We start from the raw sequence: 18,349 nt of genomic DNA, 5'->3' as shown, positions 1-18,349 counted from the left end.
GCGAGCACTACAGCTTGCCATCCTCGCCCTGATAAATGCCAACGCTCACACCACGCCAACACTCTCCACCGGAATGACCGCCCCAACCTTTATTGCCAGCGGTAACCATTCGCTCAATACGTATCGTTAGCTGACACACACCCATCTGATGCAATTAAATTATCAGATGGTTGCATTATTTCCATATTTATGGAAATATGGAATACATGGACATTAAATCAGCAGTGACGCAGCTTTCATCAATCGCTCAAGAGGCACGCCTGGAGATATTTCGTCTGCTTGTTCAAGCAGGCATTGAGGGGCTACCAGCGGGCAGTATTGGTAAGAAACTCGACATTCCGCCCAGCACACTCTCGTTCCACCTCAAAGAGCTTAGCCATGCCGGACTGATTCACTCGCGCCAGGTCAGCAGATTCATTTACTACACGGCCAACTATGCCGCAATGAATGGTTTGCTTGCGTATCTCACTGAAAATTGCTGTGCCGGTGTCACTGAATGCTGCCCCGATGTCACTAGCTGCAATCCCGAGAAAGGGAATGAATAATGAAACGTATGCATTTGCATGTCTCCGTTGACGATATCAATCAGAGTGTCGGCTTCTATAGCAAGCTCTTTGGCGCGTCTCCAACCGTCTCTAAACCCGACTATGCCAAGTGGATGCTGGATGACCCGTTAGTCAATTTTGCTATCAGCAAACGTGGTGCCAAAGCTGGCTTAGACCATATTGGTATTCAGGTTGAGCATGAATCTGAGCTTGATGAAATCAAAGCGCGCTTAGAAAAAGCCGAGCTTAGCCTGGTGACTGAAGAGGGTACGACTTGCTGCTATGCAAAGTCTGACAAGCATTGGGTGCAAGACCCCTCTGGGATCGCCTGGGAAACCTATCGCACATTAGCCAGTGCGCCCACCTTTAGCGGGCAAGAAGCATCAGCGCCTGGTGCTGCCTGTTGCATTCCGGCTGCGCAAAAGATTGAAATGGCTACCCGTAAGAAGTGCTGCTAATGAATCAGATCACGCAAACCAGCCCGATGAGCAACTTTGAACGCCACCTGACATGGTGGGTGCTTGGGTGCATCGTAACCGGCATCGCATTAGGTCAGGTGTTTCCTGGCTTCTTCCAAACGGTGGGCAGTCTCAAAATCGCTGAAGTGAACCTCCCGGTAGCTGTCCTGATATGGCTAATGATTATCCCGATGCTACTAAAGATTGACTTCAAGACCATGGGCGATGTCCTGGCGCACAGCAAGGGCATAGGCGTGACATTGTTCATCAACTGGATAGTGAAGCCTTTCTCCATGGCCTTGCTTGCATGGCTATTTGTTCGCCACTTGTTTGGTGACTTGTTACCCGCGGCGCAAATTGACAGCTACATCGCTGGCCTGATTTTGTTAGCGGCAGCCCCATGCACGGCGATGGTGTTTGTCTGGAGTGGGCTATGCGGCGGCGAGCCTAAGTTCACTCTCTCTCAGGTGGCACTTAATGATGCCATTATGCTGTTTGCCTTCGCGCCACTGGTCGCATTATTGTTGGGACTATCCAGTATCGTCGTCCCCTGGAACACGCTCTTTTTGTCTCTGCTGCTCTTCGTTGTCGTCCCTGTGGTGATCAGCCAGTTTGTGCGTGAAGTGATATTGTCAGGCCGTCAGCAAACGCTGGACACATTACTCAAACGCATCCAGCCTGTTTCCCTGTCTGCATTGCTGGCAACGCTGGTCTTGCTGTTTGGTTTCCAGGGTCAGCAGATTATTGCGCAGCCCTTCGTGATCGCCTTGTTAGCAGTGCCCATTACCATTCAGGTGTATTTCAACGCTATGCTGGCGTACTGGCTAAACAAGAAACTGAAGGTGGCTCACTGTGTCGCTGCCCCATCGGCACTGATTGGCGCGTCAAACTTCTTTGAGCTGGCGGTAGCAACGGCTATCGCGCTGTTTGGGTTCAACTCAGGTGCGGCGCTCGCCACCGTGGTCGGTGTACTCATTGAAGTGCCCGTCATGTTGTCTGTGGTCGCAATCGTCAATCGTAGCCGTGATTGGTACGAGAACGCCTAATTATCGAAAGCATGCAATGAATATCCTATTTTTATGTACAGGCAACTCCTGCCGCTCCATCCTGGCTGAAGCAACATTCAATGCATTAGCGCCAGACAGCATGCAAGCCATGAGCGCAGGCAGCCAGCCTACTGGTGAAGTGCATCCGCGCTCTATCGCCCTGCTCAAGCGTGAGGGCATAGCCACAGAGGGCTATTACAGCAAGTCATGGGACAACCTGCCAGTGACACCAGACATTGTGATTACCGTATGCAGCAATGCGGCGGGGGAAACCTGCCCGGCATACCTTGGTAACGTACTAAGGGCGCATTGGGGCGTTGATGACCCCGCCAAAGCAACTGGTACCGACGCTGAAATAGAGGCTGCATTCACCCAAGCATACTCGATTCTACGCACAAGGATTGAGGCATTCCTGAACCTGAGTCCTGACTGCCTGAATAATAAAGAAAAACTAAAGCAGGCATTACAGCTGATTGGTCATATTTGAGACGTCTAAAAATGCACTCACTTCCCCATGCAAATACATCGACCACTGCCAGTCATCCAAAAGTTGGGTATTGCCATGAGCATTCAGTAATAGATCAATACTCAATATGCACCATGTTCAAACCTTCATTTTGTGAAGGTGGCTCAAAAAAATTAGTCACATGGTAGAACACCGCCTCATTATCAAACTGTGCGCGTTCTGGCTGTTCCGTTCTTCGCTTGGCTATGTGCAACAGACATTGCTCATTACTTAAATCCAGATAGATCAGCGCATGATTGCATTCAGCCTCACTACACAGTTGATTAAACCAGGCTCTTTGGTGAATCGTATTGGCTGGAAAGTCCATCACAACATTCGTGCCTGTTTTAAGAATGGATTGAACATGCAATTTCACAAAAGGTTTTATCCGGGCGGAGTGCGTCATATAGTCGTCAAATGAATAAATTTGATCGGGATAATGTGCAGATAACCAATCATCTTCTGATATCAATACAGCGTTTTTCTCTAGCGCAAGCGTCTTGGATTTTGTCGTTTTTCCAGCGCCCATTTTTCCACAAAAGAAAGTTAACGTTCCTTTCTGATTCACAGCGTATCCTTGGCTTTTGATGAGCATGAATACTAACACCCCGAAACAAAAAAGACCCAAGGCGTTAACCTTGAGTCTCTTAGGATGCATTGCCTACCTAACGCGTCGAGTACTTACAATACCCAAAACTACAGGTGAGTGAATGACGGGCGCATCAATGCCCTTTACCACTCGGAAGAATATCGGTATTAAAACCAAGCACCTTACCCGCCCAGATAAATACCACCCACACCAGCACACCAAAAGGCAAATAGCCTGCAAATCCCAACAGTGGCATTTCAGCATAAATATGAATCACATTCACATAAGGAATATCGTAGACCCAGTAATTCGGGTTGGTGACCGGTAATGCCGGATGCGCGCTGCCGTAGTTCCAAACCTCCCAGAAAAATCCGTTAAACAATGAGCTGAGCGCCATCAAAAGAACCGGACTCCAATTGCCGTTGGCGACATCGGTAAATGGTGTCCAGATACCACGCATCATCAATATGCCAGCGATACCTATCAATGGCGCAATCCACATGGCCCAAAACAACGGATAAGGCCAGAACGGCACGGCGGCAAACAACACAAAACTCAGATATAACATTGGCTTTGCCGGCAGGGCCAGTTTGGGGCCTTGCGCATAGCGCCCTGCAATTTTAGGAAAAGCATTCAGCAAGGTATACCACTCAAAAATGGCAGGCCAAACAGTGGTGTAGGCAAAAATAAAAATCCACACAATCTTGGCATGGCTTAAACCAGGGATGTCAGTATTAGGGTAATACCAGTTACCTAAAGCAAAATAATCGAAATATTCAAAGAAATACCAGCCAAAGATCGATACAACCGCACTAATCAGAAATGTTTTAGGACGACTTGCAAACAGCGAGTAACCACCAGAATAGCGGTATGCCAAGCCATCAAGCACAAAGATAAATCCCCACCACATCGGCGTAAAGGCGTAATACACCAAATCACCAAACGGTGTCGTACGCGTCCACATCAACCACCAAAAGAACAGTGTGACAACTGCCCCCACCCAAAACCACCAAGGCAACGCCTGCAGTGTAGGCCGCGGAGATGGGGCGGCCGGTTTAAAACCGAACCATTGTGGGAATATTAAAAAAGCAGCAAATGCTGCTTCGAGCAGGGCAACCGCAATAAAAACAATCAGATTAAACCCCGGCGGCTCTGCAACAAACTGGGGTGGAAAAACGCCAAAACCTGGCGGTAGATGCGTAGTCGGATAAGCAAACCAGGACGCGGCTAACGGAATCAATAACATCGCCACAACGGTCATCACCAACGCAGAACGTGTTGTAGTTGAAAACATAATTTCCCCTTTTGATTTACAAACGATTTGTGCTCAATGATGAGCACTTATAAATATTACATAGTCACCGCTACTGGCGAGACCATTTATTGTCGTACATATGCACTTCGGTCAAATTCATAAACTGGGACATGTTTCTGCCTTAAGGCCCAAACGCAAGTAATGGATACCATCGCTGATTTCTGAACGATGGTTCGAGAGGAGCGATAAGAGGCAAGATGGCGCAATCAATTGTTTTTATTTTTTGCTTAACGTCCTATAAGCAAAATCAAAAAAACTTTCAAAATAAATGTAAGGGCTGCCTATTCCAACTGACTAATGCTGGCACTACAAGGTTATTGATTCATTTTTATTGATTGTTACTTTTAGGAGATGTTATGAAAACTACTAACAAATTGGCTACTGCCGCACTTTTGGGTCTTTTTACAGCTTCAGTGATGACGGCCTCTCCAGCATTTGCAGGAGAAGATGCTAAGTCTAGCTGTAACGGCAAAGATAATGCCAAGATGGAAAAAGCCAATTGCAAAACGGCAGATGGCAAAGAGAAGCATGCGTGTAAGGGCAAAAATTCATGCAAAGGCCAGGGCGGTGATGGCAAAAATGCATGCAAAGGTCACGGCTCCTGCGCAACAGACGGCAGTAAATAACTGAGCAATTATCTCAATCAGCACCAAGAAAGCAGGGAGAGTTACCCTGCTTTCTTGAGGAGGCCTTTTCTTAAATGTGCTTAGTTAATTCATCATTTTCGCTCGGTTTCGGGCTCGGGCTTAGGCCACAGCATTATTCTTATATTTTTGAACATCAGCCCAAGCTTGACTGGTTTGAGGTGATTTCCGAAAACTTTATGGATACCGACGGCAAACCAAAACGCAACCTGGCGCGCATCAAGGAGCTTTATCCAGTGGTGATGCATGGGGTTTCCATGTCGATTGGCAGTGTGGATCCGCTGAATTCCGAGTATCTGACAAAACTGAAAGCACTGATGGACTGGCTGAACCCCGCTTGGATTTCAGATCATCTGTGCTGGACTGGCGTCGCGCATAAGAATACACACGACTTGCTACCGCTGCCTTACACCGAAGAATCGCTGAAGCACATTGTTCGCCGTATTCAACAGGTACAAGACCGGCTGGGGCGCAGAGTCGCCTTGGAAAACCCGTCGACTTATCTAGAGTTTAAGCACTCCACCATACCAGAAGCAGAGTTTATTGCGGCCATGGCCAAAGAGGCTGATTGCCACTTGCTGCTGGATATAAATAATGTGTATGTGACCTGCTTTAACCACAGGCTGAACCCGCAAAACTACCTGGATGCGCTGCCTTTGGGCCGGGTGATACAGATGCATCTTTCAGGGCATAGCAATAAAGGGCATTACATTGTGGATACCCACGATGACCATGTCATTGATGAGGTGTGGAACCTGTACAAGTATGCGGTCAACCGCGCCGGGCGTGTTCCGAACACCATGATTGAATGGGACGACCATATCCCCGAATTTCCGGTGTTGTATGCGGAACTGGACAAAGCCAGGGAAGCTGCCCAACATGCGACCGAATTTACCCTACCGCACATTGCACAGGCTGACAGCGTAATTTTTATTGAGAAAAATGTCACTCTGCCAGAGGCACAAACGCATATGCAACAGGCGGTGATGCTTGGCGACCGCTTTGATAGCGTCCCTGATCAGTGGATACGGGCCAAGAATGCGTTTGCGCCACATGAGCAGCTATCGGTGTACGCAAACGCTTACCGCTACCGCTTGTATGATGTGGTTGCGGAAGACTACCCGGTATTAATGCATTACCTGACCGAACAAAGATTCTCTGCACTCATTTGGGCATTTGTGGGCGAAGTGTTGCCGGATCACTTTAACATTGGCCGCTTTGCGCTGAAACTACCAGCATTTATTCAAAAAACCTTGCCCAACGATGTCTTTGCGCATGCCTTGTGCCAGCTGGAAACCGCTGTTGCACAAATGACTGATCCTACAGAAACCGCAGCACTCCATGAAGCGGATATTCAAGGATTGACTGCCGAGACACTTCTGGACCTCACACTTTATCCTCGGCAAGCGCTGGCCCTGATGCAGTTTGATCAGCAGGTGAATGCCTATTACCAGGCCGTCATGGATGACCATAGGCCTGTGGTGCCAGTGAATGAGGCCGTTTACCTGGCCGTGTTCAGGCATGAGGACGTGGTCTGGCGTATGGAGCTGGAGGCACAGGAGTTTGGGTTGCTCTCCAAACTATTTGATGGCGCCACCATCGGTGAGACACTTTCTGACGTACATGAAACCGAGCAACACAAGATCACGGCATATTTTTCAAAATGGATGCGAAACGGCTTATTGGCATCGCATCACTACGAGTATCTATAAAGGGGAAATACACATGAACGCTCTTATGAACATATTGATCTGGTGGCCTAAAACAATTGCCTCGCATTTTGAATGGGTGGGCCCATTGATCGCGCGCATCGTCGTCGGATACACCTTTATGCTGACCGGTTGGGGTAAACTCACGAATCTGCCCGCCATCATAGAAAACTTCAAAAGCTGGGGCATTCCTTATCCGGAATTGCTGACGCCCTTTGTCGCAGGGTGGGAATTCCTGGGCGGATTGGGCTTAATACTGGGGCTGATGACCAGAATCTGCGGCGGCGCACTTGCTACGGTGATGGTCGTGGCGATTATTTCAGCCAGGCTGGCTGACATTGACTCTGTGGAAACCCTGCTGGGTTTTGAAGAGGCGACCTACTTTGCAGTATTTACCTGGCTTGCCATTGGTGGTGCAGGTAAGGTTTCTATCGATTATTTCTTAGAGCGTTTGAATCGAAAAAAGTGACCGTGTGTTTTATGTGTATTTAACAATCATCAGCCTCCCAAACCAACATAACGGCCAAGAACGCTGACAGGCGGAAAGTTGAAATATTGAAAAGACGGCTCATCTTGCTGCGAACCGTCTTTTAATATTTGGTATGCGCGGATCCAATCCACAACAAACGGATTAAAAATCCGCCTACCTGATCAAAGGATACCCAAAACCAGTAACTACTGAATGACACCCAACTGTTTGAACAAGCCATAGGTGTCAATCACATCCCAGTGTTCGGCCAGCTTACCATTCTCGATACGAAAGATATCTACAGCATGAATACTGTAATGCTTGCCTGTAGATGGGATACCTAACCAGTCGCCTTGCTGGGTACCGGAATAAACACCATAGGCCCACACGGTATCGCCTTCAGCCACGATTTTCTCCAGCCGATATTGCCAGTCCGGCACAGCTTTAAACCAGTCGGCAAAAAACTGTTTAAAACCTGACAACCCCTGCGGCACGATGGGGTTGTGCTGGATATAGTTATCATGCAAGTACTCTTGCAAATTCGTTAAATCTTTTTTTACAAATACCTCATTAGCAAAATTGGCTAGTAATTGTTTGTTCTGTTGCGATAAATCCTGGGCCATAGCAGACGCTCCATAAATAAACGATAAATAAAAAATAAATGCGCTCAGTATCACTTTCAATAACTTCATAAACACTCCTTTTCAAACAAATCATAAAATGGAGTTGCGCATATTATTCCCAATAGTTACTATTAGTAAGTAGGAACCTATAAGTAACCAATGAATTTAATTCTGAGTACATCATGAGTGATCAAGAAAAAAATGAATTAAACATTTCGACTAGCTGGAACGCATATAACGAGCAATGCCCGACCCGCCTGATGTTGAACAGAATTGCTGATAAATGGGCAGTATTGCTTTTAGGATTACTCGAGCGGGAAACCAAGCGATTTAGTACTTTGCAGCGCGAAACTGACGGGATTTCGCAAAAAATGCTGACACAGACACTGCGCAGCCTGGAACGTGATGGCTTGATACAACGGACTGTTTACGCCTCAGTGCCACCAAAAGTGGAATACAGCATCACACCGCTCGGTTTCACACTGGTGGCACCCTTGGCCGCCATTCGGGTCTGGTCTGAAACACATATTGAGGAAGTGCTGGCAGCGCAATCAGCTTACGATAAGGCCCAAGACTCAGAACAGCAGCAACCAAACGTACGTAAGATTGTATTTAACTAAGATCGAATCCCAAAACAAAAAGACCCAAGGCGTTAACCTTGAGTCTCTCATGAGGTACTACTCATTTAACAATCGAATCTGATTATCAATGCTAAGCCACTGCCGCCTCGACAAACGCCAACTTCCCCCCAGCCAACATAATGGCCAATGATTGCCACCGGGATTACCGTCGTATTCACTAGCCTCCTGACGCTTAACCATGGTTCAAAACGAGCAACCAAGAGCGGGGTTGAGAGCACAAGTGGGCGACTTATTTTTTAAAAGCTAACAGATACGCCAACGTTGACTGAACGTCCCATCGCACGTACAGCCTTAGGAGCAGTCGTCATGTTGCCGCTGACATACTCCAATCCCCCCAATGGCAAGTCATATTGACGGTCAAAGACATTGTCTATGCTGGCATCCAGCCTGACAGATTTATTTATCTTATAAGCGGTGCGATAGTTCGCAATAGAATAACCATCCGTGCCTTGCTCAGCACGAACAGTACTCAAATGATCCTTGGCACTGACGATGACAGTTTCAAACGTGTTAGACCATTCACCAAGGCTGTGGTCAATCGCCAAACGCGTGTTCAAAGGCATAATGTTATAAAGGTTGTCACCGCTAGTCGTTCTGCCACGGGTATAGCTCAAAGCCGCACGCGCTGTCCATTCGCCATAGGCCTGGCCAAGCAGCTTCTTACCGGAAATATCAACACCGTAAAGTTGTGCATCTTCGTTAGTAAATGTGAGAGACTGACGCCCCAATATCCCGCTCATGTTATAGGGGTTGGATGAGGTATTTGCAGTGGCGTTAATAAAGTCTTTAACGTAAGTATAGAAAGGGGTCACCTTCAACTGCCAATTCTGACGTTCCGTGTCATGCCAATCAGCACCTGCTTTAATGCTATAAGCCACCTCTGGTTTTAAATCCAAGTTCCCGACATAGGAGTTAAGGTCCCCAAACCAGTTATTCATCAGGCCAGCCATCATGGCTTCGCTGGACCATGTATAACGTTCATGCAAATTGGGTGAGCGCGTCTTGCGTGAGAATCCAATATCGTAGGTTTCGTTTGCGTTTTCTACATAACGTGCTGAAGCAGTCAGATCCCAGTTCAAGTCTCTTCGCTTGTGCTCTCGGGCATTGAAAGCATTCGCATCCGTTTCATAGGCATCGCCAAATGGTGCGCTAGCATCGTAATAGCCTTGAACGTCCCCTGTCTTCATGGTGACTTTCTCAACTCGAGCGCCAACTTGCGTGGATAGCTTATTGCTGACCTTGGTATCCAACTCAGAAAACAACGCCAACCGATCACGCCGACCTCCATTGACATTCCAGAAAGTATTAGGCCCCATCGCCATAGACCCAGCCAATGGCGGCCACCAATCATCCAAACTATAGCGATGGAACTCATGCCCTAAACGAGCCGTTTGATTTTCATTTAATTGGGTTGTACCAATGATTGAGTAGCCAAGATCAACCGCATCGGTGTCCATGGGCATATACGAATTAGCAACGGCAAATCCTGCGGCAGCCGCTTTGTCTGACAGGACGTCCATCTTATGGCGTACATGCTGTCGGAAAGCCCGTGCTTCGAGCGTACCCCAATCAAAGTTTCCACTATAACCAGCATTGAAAGAAAAGCTCTTGTTGTAGGTCATATCCATGGCCTGGTTAGGATAGCCTTGTAATGGGATGTCTTGCCAACCTAGAGCGACAGTCCACAAATGTGAACCTGAAACAGCCGCAAACTTTAGCGTGTTATTACGCACTTTGTAGCGACTAGCCACAACTTCATTGCCATTACCGTCTTTGTAGTTGCCAGCATCAACTGTGTTGCCGACATAGCCAATACTAAAGTTTTCGGTAGCGGCGTTGGCTTGTACACTTACGCCATCAACGCTGCCATTACTGCGATGGAAAGCAGTGACATTGCCAGATGTCTTAATGCCTTCACCTGGTTGTGCAAACGCAGGAGGTGCAGATTTAACGGCAATCGAACCGCCAATGCTATCGCCACCTTGGCTAACAGGTACAATCCCTGCATACACCTTGATTTGGCCTAATGCTGCCGGGTCAATATACGATAATGCCGGATTCATGTGGTTTGGACATGCAGAGGTAATGGTCATGCCATCCACGGTGATTTTTAAACGGTCATCAGCCAAGCCATTGATCACAGGCAGACTAGACACACCACCCCCTGTATAAAAACTGACGCCAGGTACGCCATCCAATAATGTACTCGTGTCATTAGTAGCAAAACGACGTGCATTCAAACTTTCACCATTTAATAAAACACCAAACGCAGGCAGCCTTTCGCCAATGACTTTGATTTCTGGCAGTTGCATGACCTCCTCTGCCCAAGCACCTGAGCATAAGGCCAAACCAATCGCTACGTTCAATATCGACAAACGAGGGGTTAAGATAACGGGATTATTGTTTTTCATAAAGACTTCTTACCTATAGTTAGTTATGTGTTGTGCTTTGCAACGCCATCACAGCTAGGATTTACCGTTGTTGATTAAATCATCCAACACATCACGATGAGAGTTGAGATGATGTTTCAAATGAATCTAGTAACTTTGCGGAGCAATAGAGCTGCCAAGCACAAACCTCCTATGCCCAAGTGAGTGAGCTAGGGATAATTGAACAAACAGACTTAGGCTAGAACGGGAGGAGCGCGTGATAAATGCGCAGAGTGAAGAATCTGGGGTTGTACGAAAACAATATCATCTACACGAACTACATTCTTTAGCACTTCAAGATAAGCTATGAATGCAGGGTTGTATTCAAGCACTGCTAAATCTGATACTCCTGCGTGACAGAATGGGCAGTGGTCGATTTGATGAGTTATTGTCTTTGAATGATCGCGGGGTTTAATACTCAAGCCTGTTTCAATTACATTGCCCTGAGTAGTAATTACCTGAATGAAGAGCTTTTTACCAGCAACACCACAAATCTCTTGGATATAGTTACTGGTGCGACTTTTCCCAGCCAATGCATGCGATACGCTTGGAGCAAGCGACGCAAACAATACCGCTAGAAAAGCGATTTTATGCATGAGTTGAAAAAGTCTTTTTGAAAGCATGGCTGAATTATACAGAGGGATAATCGTATTGATAGTTAATTGTTTTAGAGAGGCGGTGAAGCTTTATTGAATATATTGACTGCATGCTAGCTTATGAAGCAAATGAATCGTTCTTCCATTTGTTGCAGTCTACAAAACAAAAAAGACCCGAGGCGTTAACCTTGAGTCTCTCATGTGTACGGCCCACCAAACAATCGAATCTTGTACTAACGCTAAGTTACTTCCGCCTGATTCAGAGGCAATTACCACGCCAAGCAAACATAACGGCCAAAAATCTCAATCGGTATCACACCATCAGTCAATCTTGCCTGCCAATGACTCACAATGCGCACCTAGAGCAGGATTTTAGAGTTCAGATGAAGATAGAATTGTATGTCTATTGAAAAACATGAATAGATACAAAACAATAGAAGTATTGATTAGTAAAACCATTAACTTGAAATGAGTGTATTGGTGGAATAAAGCGTAAACCTCATACGGTATAAGCACACCTATACTGGCAATACCCAAAGTCTTTCCCCATGGGCGTTGATTCCATAACCCAATAGACTCAGAAAATTTGATTACAGAATACATCAATGCGCACACGCAAACAGCGGCGAGTTCGCCTCCACTAAAATTCTCAGCCACCTTGAGCAGCAGACTCACGTAATGACCTTGAGGATCGAGATGGAGTCTGCCGACGAGTGTTTCTGCTAAATCATAGGCATTAAGATGAAAATCCAAAATAAAAACGAGCAGGGCAACCAACATGAGCATGGCCTTACCGCCCTCAAACAATGCAATCACTCGAATGCCTAACCTATTTGCAAGTTTCAACCTAACTCCTTTACCGAATTCGACTCTAGCCGCGTTCATCTTAAATTAGAACCAGCTATAACGATAGCTGCGTCTGAAGAAATCCCAACTCTCACGCAAAACCAATATAACGGCCAACGATCACAACCGGGATTACCGCCCGGCTCAACCAGCCTTGGATTGCTTGACTATGGCTCAAGGCGTGCGAACACGGCCCGACTGCAACATATTTGACAATAAGATTGCTGTCGGTTAATAGTTTATACACGGAGAAATGATACCAACTGATATCATTGCAATAAATATATTAATTTAGCTAAAACGATAATTTTTATTATGAAAAACCCTCTGAGAATTCTTACATTATTAACAATTACAACTTTTTTTATTGCTGGTTGTTCCACCACCCCAATGACAAAAGAAAGTGCCAGAGGTATTCCCCTCGGAAGAGTAGTCAAACGAGAGCTTTTAGCACCCAAGGCAAATTACGCCCAAATTTCATTTTTAAGAGACTCAGGTATTGTTGGTAGCGCTGTTTATTCGTCACTATTTATAGATGGTGAAAGATTTGCTGAACTCGATCATGGTGAAATGCTCACAATTTGGTTAGAACCTGGAATACATACCATTTCAGTCAACATGGCTGGAGAACAAAACTTTCACAAAGAACCCAATGACCTTGTGCGCTCCATTGAAATTGATGCCAAATCGGAAAGAGTCTATAACTTTCGAATTGGTTGGTCACTTGGACAATATATGTTTGAAGCATCTAGTAGCCCTAAATGAATCTATAAATAAATGACTACTCCCTGTGAGTCCAATCTGAGCATCAAGCTAGATCACTCACAGCTGGACAAACCCCGCTTTTCACGCCAAGCCAACATAACGGCTAATGATTGCCATTGAGACTGCTTGTCTAACTAGCCCCTGATTGCTTGGCTATAGCTCAAAACGTGCAAATATGGGCTGAGTTTCGGGCTGCGAGAGTGCCAAATCCCAAAATTCTGACGCGCATGCATCTGTTGTACTGTCTATCACATAAAAATGAAACCATTCAGTCAAAGTTAGCAATTTCTGTCAGGTATAGCCTTCTATGAATCATCATACTTCTGCTCGTGGTTAAGGAAAATATGATGAATAAGCAAAAATCAAAGTTGTATGCGGCCCGACTTCAAAATGTTCTAAGTTATATTGAACACAACCTCGATGAAGAACTAACTGTTGATCAGCTTTGTTCAATCGCTAACTTCTCCAAATTCCATTTCCATAGGCAATTTGCCAATTACATAGGCATTACTGTGGCTAGATATGTTTTATTGCTTCGTCTTAAGCAAGCTTCATACAGGATTGCTTTCGAAGAGTCAGTCAAGATTATTGATATCGCACTTAATGCCGGCTTTGAAACCCCTGAGTCGTTTACGCGTGCTTTTAAAAATGCAGTTGGCAAGTCTCCCTCTGCTTTTAGAAACAATCCTGATTGGGAAGCCTGGCACAAAGTATTCGACTTTCGGTTACCTGAAAGGAATTACGAAGTGAAAGTCGATATTACTAACTTTGAGAATACGCTTATTGCCGTAAAAGAACATCTTGGCCCCGTCGAGAAGCTCAACAATACGGTAGGTCAATTCATCGCTTGGAGGAAAGCAACGGGATTGTCCCCGAAAAACTCAAGTAAAACGTTTGGTATTGCTTATGACAATCCAGATACAACCGAACCATCACAATTTCGCTTTGACATTGCTGGCGAAGTTAAAAGTGATGTCCCAGAAAATACGCATGGAATCGTTATGAAAACTATCCCAGGTGGCCGTTGCGCAGTAGTAAGACATTTGGGATCACATAACCGTTTGGGAGAGTCAATCTATCCCTTATACCGAGAATGGCTGCCTAATAGTGGCGAAGAATTACGTGACTTCCCACTTTACTTTCAATATTTGAATTTACTACCAGATATTGCTGAGGCAGATCTAGTGACTGATATCTATCTACCACTGAAGTAATCAAACAAAACGACGACTCGACGACCTGACTAAATCGACGCCAGCAAGAAAGCTATATAGCGCATCGAAAGGCGACGAGTCATCGAGTGCGTCGGGGGATTTGATAAAGCAAAAGTATTATTGTGTCTCTAACTACTAACACTTAATAAAATCACCAGTGTAAATTACCCCCATCTAGCGATTGCACATATAAAACCTAATAAGGCAAAAAACCAACCACCAAGCCAAACTATGTTTGCATAACACTCACCAATACTCTGAAGTCCAAATTACCACAAAACAAAAAAGACCCAAGGCGTTAACCTTGAGTCTCTTTATAAATGGTGGCCCCCTCTGTGAGTCGAACACAGCACCAACAGATTATGAGTTTTAAGGTTTAGAATATGATGAAACTTTAAAATAACTACATTCAATGAAATTTATACTCTTACTCTGCATACTGTTAATATCCCCGTCTATATCAGGAAAAGAAGATGCGACCGTGACTGAAGAATTACTCGAAAATGTACAAATCGAAAAACTTCACACATTTGCACAAGACATTAGACTTGTACTGAATCCTGAAACAAAGAACAGCTCGTCCGAAGAGTTATTAATTTGGGCGGATTCAGTCACATATGACTGGCAAAAAGGCAAACCTCCAAAAGCAGAAGGCATTGAGAGCAAGGAATTTGAATATGCAATTGCAATCACTTGGGCTGAGCAGATAGTAAAACGCCATAATTGGTTATGGGTCAAACTTACACTACACGATACTGAAGACTGGGAAACTTTAGCTATCGTATCAGCAGACAGATCTCTCATGATTTTGCCATCAGCCTCAGTACGCGAATCAATTAAAGGTGATACAGAAGTATTAATTGCAGCTTCAAATAACGCAATTGGTTCGTCAGTAATTCCAAAATTCGCGCCGAATAGTTATACAAGTATCATGCATGGTATTAAGCGGATTCTTCCTAGATAACCCTCTGACTAAAAAATCCCAACTTCCACGCCAAGCCAACATAACGGCCAATTATTTCACCGGGATCACCGTCGTATCGGCCAGACCATGATTGCTTGGTTATGGTTCAAGACGTGCGACTTTAGGCAGAGTTGAGTACATCTAAAAAATTACTCGAAATCACTGAAATCAACTTGTGATAAGGGTGCAAACTCTAATTTTTGCTTACTCTTACTCCATAAGACTGGTCTCCAACAAGCTTTATAATCACTATGAGCCGTCTCAGAGGTGAGCTTTTGGCCACAAAGGGCTCCTTCAACCAGCATGCGAATTCTTGCTGGCTTAGTACTCATGTCTAACTCTACATCATGAGCAGTTGACATGAAGGCTTTGCGAGCTTGTCCATCGGTAGTACCAATATAAATTTCTATGTTAGTACCTGCAGAGCCTGAAAAAAGCGACTCAGCACCAATGCAATTAAATGCCATTGGATTGATAACGTAATCTGAAATTTTGTCGCCATTTATATCTGCAATTAATAAAAAGTCTGGCGAAGTCCTAGGCTTACCTTCCACTTGCCGACAAGCCGAGGTCATCTCAGCAATTTCGCTCTTAACTATATTAGGAAGCTTCTTTAAAGGACCTTCACGCATGCTAGAACTACCCGCAGGTGTGCAATTTGAAAAAGAAAGCGTAATAGCAAAGGCGAGTAATTTAGTTATTCTATTGATCATGACAAATTCAAGCTATTGCAGTAATTTGAGCCTAATATATCCTAGGCCTATTAAACAAAAAAGACCCAAGGCGTTAACTTCAAGTCTCATGATGTTCTATTCTCCTAGCAATCGAAGTTGATTATCATCCTTTCAGCTTGAAACTCTTGAGCAGATTTTGGATTGATTGCCGCATACCAGACATAACTACTTCGTGCTTTCTTAAAACTTCAGATGCGTTGGCAAATAGTTCAGGTTGAAGAAACAATAAAGGTAGATCAGCAACTACCACACCACGATTTTGGCGCGAAAGAATTTCATCAGCATAAGCCAGAGCATTTTCTACAGACTTTCTTAATCGAAATGAACTAGTTTCTGTAATAACAGACTTCAGAACCATTTCGTACTCTATTATAGAAGGTGCATCAGGTAATGTAGCAGCAGCTATCTGCGCTAAAGGAGACATATTTGGTGATGGTGCTCGATATGCAATTAATGTATCCAGTGCCATCAATTGTTTTGCAGCTTCAGAAGACAACCATAGTTTTATGCGTGACCAAGGCGTCCCCAACAAAGCAGCGCCTTCTCCCCAATGCGTAGAAACCGGCGAATCTACTGTAACCTCAAGCCAGTCAATAGCTTCTGGACATCCTGTGTATGCGACTAAATAGGAGTTGGATGAACGCAAACCAGAAGACTGACCGGAAAGCACTTCAGTCAACCACGAAAGTGCAACTTGTGGTCCACTTTCACGGAGCTGTAGTGCAAATGGTTCATGGAGCAAACGCGAATCTGCTTTTTGAAGGTCTATATTCATAAAAGCTCAACAGTAGTTTAACTTGAGAGCTAGTTTACCCCCCAAACAAAAAAGACCCAAGGCGTTAGCCTCAAGTCTCATAATGTACTGCCCACCTAACAATCGAACCTGATTATCAACGCTTGTCACTCCCGCCTGGAAAACTCCTAATTACCACGCCAAGCCAGCATAACGACCAACGATTGCCGCCGGAATTACCGTCGTGTCATCCAGCCCGTGATTGTTTGGCTATGACTCAAGGCGTGCGGCTATGGATAAGAGATGTAGCAGCAAGTGGGAAAGTTAATACTATTTTTGAACAGTCGATTCCTTTGGAGTCATGACAAAACCTCTCCAATGACCATGAATATAACCCTTACCTACAATAACCCCTGCATTATTGATAGCGTTTGCTATAACTAGATTCCAACCCAGTGATGGATCTATTACTGAATTTAGATTTATTTCTGATCCATTTGACCACATCATTGCTCTTTGATTTTGAAAAGCGACACCAACTATATCTCCATTATCATTAATTGCTAATGCTGAGCCCCTACCTAAAACTATCGCTTCTCCTCTGCTCCATAACATCGCGTAATCCAAGCCATCAGGTTTGGGTTGCATATGCCCTACAATGTCCCCGTTATTATTTATATCTTTTGCCTCACTTTCAATATCTCCAGAGGCCTCGAGTAATGTAACTTTTTCGTTGGTCCATACCGTAGCATGGCGAAGATTATTTTCAGTTAAATTAGAAAACCCAACTATCACGCCATGCTTATTAATACTGTTTGCAATGCTATTTTTATTCGGTAGCGGGCTTAAGTCTTTGGAAGACCCAGTAGCCCATAATGTAGCATTCCAGTGCCGACTTCCTTTAGGTGTAGAGGTACCAACAACCTGACTAGCATCGTTAATTTTTATCGCCTCAGACTGAGTTTCATTACTAAGGACTGTTATTTGATTATTTCTCCATATAACTGCTGTATATGGCGAGGCCATCAGACCCACAACTTCATTGTTATTATTTATGCTATTGGCCGTTCTAAAACCTAGATCAAAGATTTTTCCATCCACCCACATACTGGCATGTTGGTCATTGGGTGAATAAGCATAGCCAACAATATGCCCATTATCATTAATATCCAACGCTGCGCTCTCCCGACCGCCCAATGTTTCTAATTCGGTTATCTGATAATCGAAGGCTAAGGCTTGAGACACAAATAAATTAAGTGTCCATACTATGCAAACGATACCAATTCTTTTTGTACTGCTTATCATGGCAAACTCCATATCCATAAAGTAATGGCTATTCACTGTGCACTAGTTTCAAGTTTTCTGATATAGCCGACCTTACCTAAAAATAAAAAAGACCCAAGGCGTTAACTTTGAGTCTCTAATCCTGCACTGCCCACCTAACAATCGAACCTGATTATCAACGCTTGTCACTCCCGCCTGGAAAACTCCTAATTACCACGCCAAGCCAGCATAACGACCAAC

20 protein-coding genes are annotated in these 18,349 nt (G+C 44.9%); 11 read left to right on the top strand and 9 right to left on the bottom strand.

Features of this window, described 5'->3' with window-relative positions:
* Nucleotides 1–206: 206 nt before the first annotated feature.
* From OH31_RS09255 to OH31_RS09240, 4 genes are read left to right on the top strand one after another with little or no spacing between them, the layout of a single operon-like run.
* Complete coding sequence (locus OH31_RS09255; protein ID WP_024930495.1) at nucleotides 207–545, top strand: helix-turn-helix transcriptional regulator; 339 nt, start codon at nucleotides 207–209, stop codon at nucleotides 543–545.
* On the top strand, nucleotides 545–1,003 hold the full coding sequence (locus tag OH31_RS09250; RefSeq protein ID WP_024930494.1) for an ArsI/CadI family heavy metal resistance metalloenzyme: 459 nt from the start codon (nucleotides 545–547) through the stop codon (nucleotides 1,001–1,003). The genes OH31_RS09255 and OH31_RS09250 overlap by 1 nt, the downstream gene beginning before the upstream one ends.
* Nucleotides 1,003–2,049, top strand: coding sequence for an ACR3 family arsenite efflux transporter (gene arsB, locus OH31_RS09245; protein WP_024930493.1), 1,047 nt, complete (start codon nucleotides 1,003–1,005; stop codon nucleotides 2,047–2,049). The genes OH31_RS09250 and arsB overlap by 1 nt, the downstream gene beginning before the upstream one ends.
* 16 nt (nucleotides 2,050–2,065) lie before the next feature.
* A complete protein-coding gene (locus tag OH31_RS09240) occupies nucleotides 2,066–2,536 on the top strand; it encodes an arsenate reductase ArsC (protein WP_024930492.1) in 471 nt (156 codons plus the stop codon).
* 94 nt (nucleotides 2,537–2,630) lie between these two features.
* On the opposite strand, the gene OH31_RS09235 is transcribed toward OH31_RS09240, so the two are convergent.
* The gene (locus tag OH31_RS09235; protein ID WP_024930491.1) at nucleotides 2,631–3,122 is read right to left on the bottom strand and encodes an ATP-binding protein; all 492 of its coding nucleotides are present in this window, start codon (nucleotides 3,120–3,122) and stop codon (nucleotides 2,631–2,633) included.
* Nucleotides 3,123–3,276: 154 nt separating this feature from the next.
* Nucleotides 3,277–4,437, bottom strand: a complete 1,161-nt coding sequence (locus tag OH31_RS09230) for a hypothetical protein (protein ID WP_024930490.1) — start codon at nucleotides 4,435–4,437, stop codon at nucleotides 3,277–3,279.
* Nucleotides 4,438–4,814: 377 nt separating this feature from the next.
* Here OH31_RS09230 and OH31_RS09225 point away from each other — a divergent pair, with 377 nt between their 5' ends.
* The 3 genes from OH31_RS09225 (at nucleotide 4,815) to OH31_RS09215 (ending at nucleotide 7,280) form a co-directional block, all read left to right on the top strand.
* Entirely contained in the window at nucleotides 4,815–5,084 is a 270-nt protein-coding gene (locus OH31_RS09225; protein ID WP_024930489.1) for a hypothetical protein, read from the top strand.
* Nucleotides 5,085–5,158: 74 nt separating this feature from the next.
* Entirely contained in the window at nucleotides 5,159–6,814 is a 1,656-nt protein-coding gene (locus OH31_RS09220) for a DUF692 family multinuclear iron-containing protein (protein WP_024930488.1), read from the top strand.
* 25 nt (nucleotides 6,815–6,839) lie between these two features.
* Complete coding sequence (locus tag OH31_RS09215; RefSeq protein ID WP_019883604.1) at nucleotides 6,840–7,280, top strand: DoxX family protein; 441 nt, start codon at nucleotides 6,840–6,842, stop codon at nucleotides 7,278–7,280.
* 206 nt (nucleotides 7,281–7,486) lie between these two features.
* Here the strand turns inward: OH31_RS09215 and OH31_RS09210 are convergent, their stop codons facing one another.
* A complete protein-coding gene (locus tag OH31_RS09210) occupies nucleotides 7,487–7,972 on the bottom strand; it encodes an ester cyclase (RefSeq protein WP_024930486.1) in 486 nt (161 codons plus the stop codon).
* Nucleotides 7,973–8,085: 113 nt separating this feature from the next.
* Here OH31_RS09210 and OH31_RS09205 point away from each other — a divergent pair, with 113 nt between their 5' ends.
* Complete coding sequence (locus OH31_RS09205; protein WP_024930485.1) at nucleotides 8,086–8,523, top strand: helix-turn-helix domain-containing protein; 438 nt, start codon at nucleotides 8,086–8,088, stop codon at nucleotides 8,521–8,523.
* A 257-nt stretch (nucleotides 8,524–8,780) separates the two neighbouring features.
* Here OH31_RS09205 and OH31_RS09200 read toward each other — a convergent pair whose 3' ends face one another.
* The 3 genes from OH31_RS09200 to OH31_RS09190 all read right to left on the bottom strand — a co-directional run bounded on the left by OH31_RS09200 (nucleotide 8,781) and on the right by OH31_RS09190 (nucleotide 12,415).
* A complete protein-coding gene (locus tag OH31_RS09200; RefSeq protein WP_024930484.1) occupies nucleotides 8,781–10,955 on the bottom strand; it encodes a TonB-dependent siderophore receptor in 2,175 nt (724 codons plus the stop codon).
* Nucleotides 10,956–11,167: 212 nt separating this feature from the next.
* Entirely contained in the window at nucleotides 11,168–11,569 is a 402-nt protein-coding gene (locus OH31_RS14415) for a DUF2946 domain-containing protein (RefSeq protein WP_158497428.1), read from the bottom strand.
* A gap of 372 nt (nucleotides 11,570–11,941) precedes the next feature.
* On the bottom strand, nucleotides 11,942–12,415 hold the full coding sequence (locus OH31_RS09190) for a DUF2127 domain-containing protein (RefSeq protein WP_232411613.1): 474 nt from the start codon (nucleotides 12,413–12,415) through the stop codon (nucleotides 11,942–11,944).
* 315 nt (nucleotides 12,416–12,730) lie between these two features.
* Between OH31_RS09190 and OH31_RS09185 the strand changes: the two genes are divergently transcribed.
* From OH31_RS09185 to OH31_RS09175, 3 genes are all read left to right on the top strand, one after another.
* The gene (locus OH31_RS09185) at nucleotides 12,731–13,180 is read left to right on the top strand and encodes a hypothetical protein (protein WP_148296203.1); all 450 of its coding nucleotides are present in this window, start codon (nucleotides 12,731–12,733) and stop codon (nucleotides 13,178–13,180) included.
* 347 nt (nucleotides 13,181–13,527) lie between these two features.
* Nucleotides 13,528–14,394, top strand: a complete 867-nt coding sequence (locus tag OH31_RS09180; RefSeq protein WP_024930481.1) for a GyrI-like domain-containing protein — start codon at nucleotides 13,528–13,530, stop codon at nucleotides 14,392–14,394.
* 481 nt (nucleotides 14,395–14,875) lie between these two features.
* Nucleotides 14,876–15,358, top strand: a complete 483-nt coding sequence (locus OH31_RS09175) for a hypothetical protein (protein WP_148296202.1) — start codon at nucleotides 14,876–14,878, stop codon at nucleotides 15,356–15,358.
* 149 nt (nucleotides 15,359–15,507) lie between these two features.
* Here the strand turns inward: OH31_RS09175 and OH31_RS09170 are convergent, their stop codons facing one another.
* The 3 genes from OH31_RS09170 to OH31_RS09155 form a co-directional block, all read right to left on the bottom strand.
* A complete protein-coding gene (locus tag OH31_RS09170) occupies nucleotides 15,508–16,071 on the bottom strand; it encodes a hypothetical protein (protein WP_024930479.1) in 564 nt (187 codons plus the stop codon).
* Between the two features lie 124 nt (nucleotides 16,072–16,195).
* Entirely contained in the window at nucleotides 16,196–16,867 is a 672-nt protein-coding gene (locus OH31_RS15270; protein ID WP_242402242.1) for a hypothetical protein, read from the bottom strand.
* Nucleotides 16,868–17,155: 288 nt separating this feature from the next.
* A complete protein-coding gene (locus OH31_RS09155) occupies nucleotides 17,156–18,130 on the bottom strand; it encodes a hypothetical protein (protein WP_158497427.1) in 975 nt (324 codons plus the stop codon).
* Nucleotides 18,131–18,349 lie beyond the last annotated feature (219 nt).

The organism is Methylophilus sp. OH31 (assembly GCF_000576615.1).
Taxonomy (GTDB): domain Bacteria; phylum Pseudomonadota; class Gammaproteobacteria; order Burkholderiales; family Methylophilaceae; genus Methylophilus.
The sequence above is the reverse complement of the archived record's forward strand: the minus strand, read 5'-3'. Positions and strand labels throughout refer to the sequence as shown.

Excerpts from the sequence above, each read along its gene's own strand:
- OH31_RS09185 (WP_148296203.1), top strand. The coding sequence starts at position 12,731 with ATGAAAAACCCTCTGAGAATTCTTACATTATTAACAATTACAACTTTT.
- OH31_RS09240 (WP_024930492.1), top strand. The coding sequence starts at position 2,066 with ATGAATATCCTATTTTTATGTACAGGCAACTCCTGCCGCTCCATCCTG.
- OH31_RS09180 (WP_024930481.1), top strand. The coding sequence starts at position 13,528 with ATGAATAAGCAAAAATCAAAGTTGTATGCGGCCCGACTTCAAAATGTT.
- OH31_RS09210 (WP_024930486.1), bottom strand. The coding sequence starts at position 7,972 with ATGAAGTTATTGAAAGTGATACTGAGCGCATTTATTTTTTATTTATCG.
- OH31_RS09170 (WP_024930479.1), bottom strand. The coding sequence starts at position 16,071 with ATGATCAATAGAATAACTAAATTACTCGCCTTTGCTATTACGCTTTCT.
- OH31_RS15270 (WP_242402242.1), bottom strand. The coding sequence starts at position 16,867 with ATGAATATAGACCTTCAAAAAGCAGATTCGCGTTTGCTCCATGAACCA.
- OH31_RS09225 (WP_024930489.1), top strand. The coding sequence starts at position 4,815 with ATGAAAACTACTAACAAATTGGCTACTGCCGCACTTTTGGGTCTTTTT.
- OH31_RS09155 (WP_158497427.1), bottom strand. The coding sequence starts at position 18,130 with ATGATAAGCAGTACAAAAAGAATTGGTATCGTTTGCATAGTATGGACA.
- OH31_RS09255 (WP_024930495.1), top strand. The coding sequence starts at position 207 with ATGGACATTAAATCAGCAGTGACGCAGCTTTCATCAATCGCTCAAGAG.
- OH31_RS09220 (WP_024930488.1), top strand. The coding sequence starts at position 5,159 with ATGTGCTTAGTTAATTCATCATTTTCGCTCGGTTTCGGGCTCGGGCTT.
- arsB (WP_024930493.1), top strand. The coding sequence starts at position 1,003 with ATGAATCAGATCACGCAAACCAGCCCGATGAGCAACTTTGAACGCCAC.
- OH31_RS09205 (WP_024930485.1), top strand. The coding sequence starts at position 8,086 with ATGAGTGATCAAGAAAAAAATGAATTAAACATTTCGACTAGCTGGAAC.
- OH31_RS14415 (WP_158497428.1), bottom strand. The coding sequence starts at position 11,569 with ATGCATAAAATCGCTTTTCTAGCGGTATTGTTTGCGTCGCTTGCTCCA.
- OH31_RS09200 (WP_024930484.1), bottom strand. The coding sequence starts at position 10,955 with ATGAAAAACAATAATCCCGTTATCTTAACCCCTCGTTTGTCGATATTG.
- OH31_RS09250 (WP_024930494.1), top strand. The coding sequence starts at position 545 with ATGAAACGTATGCATTTGCATGTCTCCGTTGACGATATCAATCAGAGT.
- OH31_RS09230 (WP_024930490.1), bottom strand. The coding sequence starts at position 4,437 with ATGTTTTCAACTACAACACGTTCTGCGTTGGTGATGACCGTTGTGGCG.
- OH31_RS09215 (WP_019883604.1), top strand. The coding sequence starts at position 6,840 with ATGAACATATTGATCTGGTGGCCTAAAACAATTGCCTCGCATTTTGAA.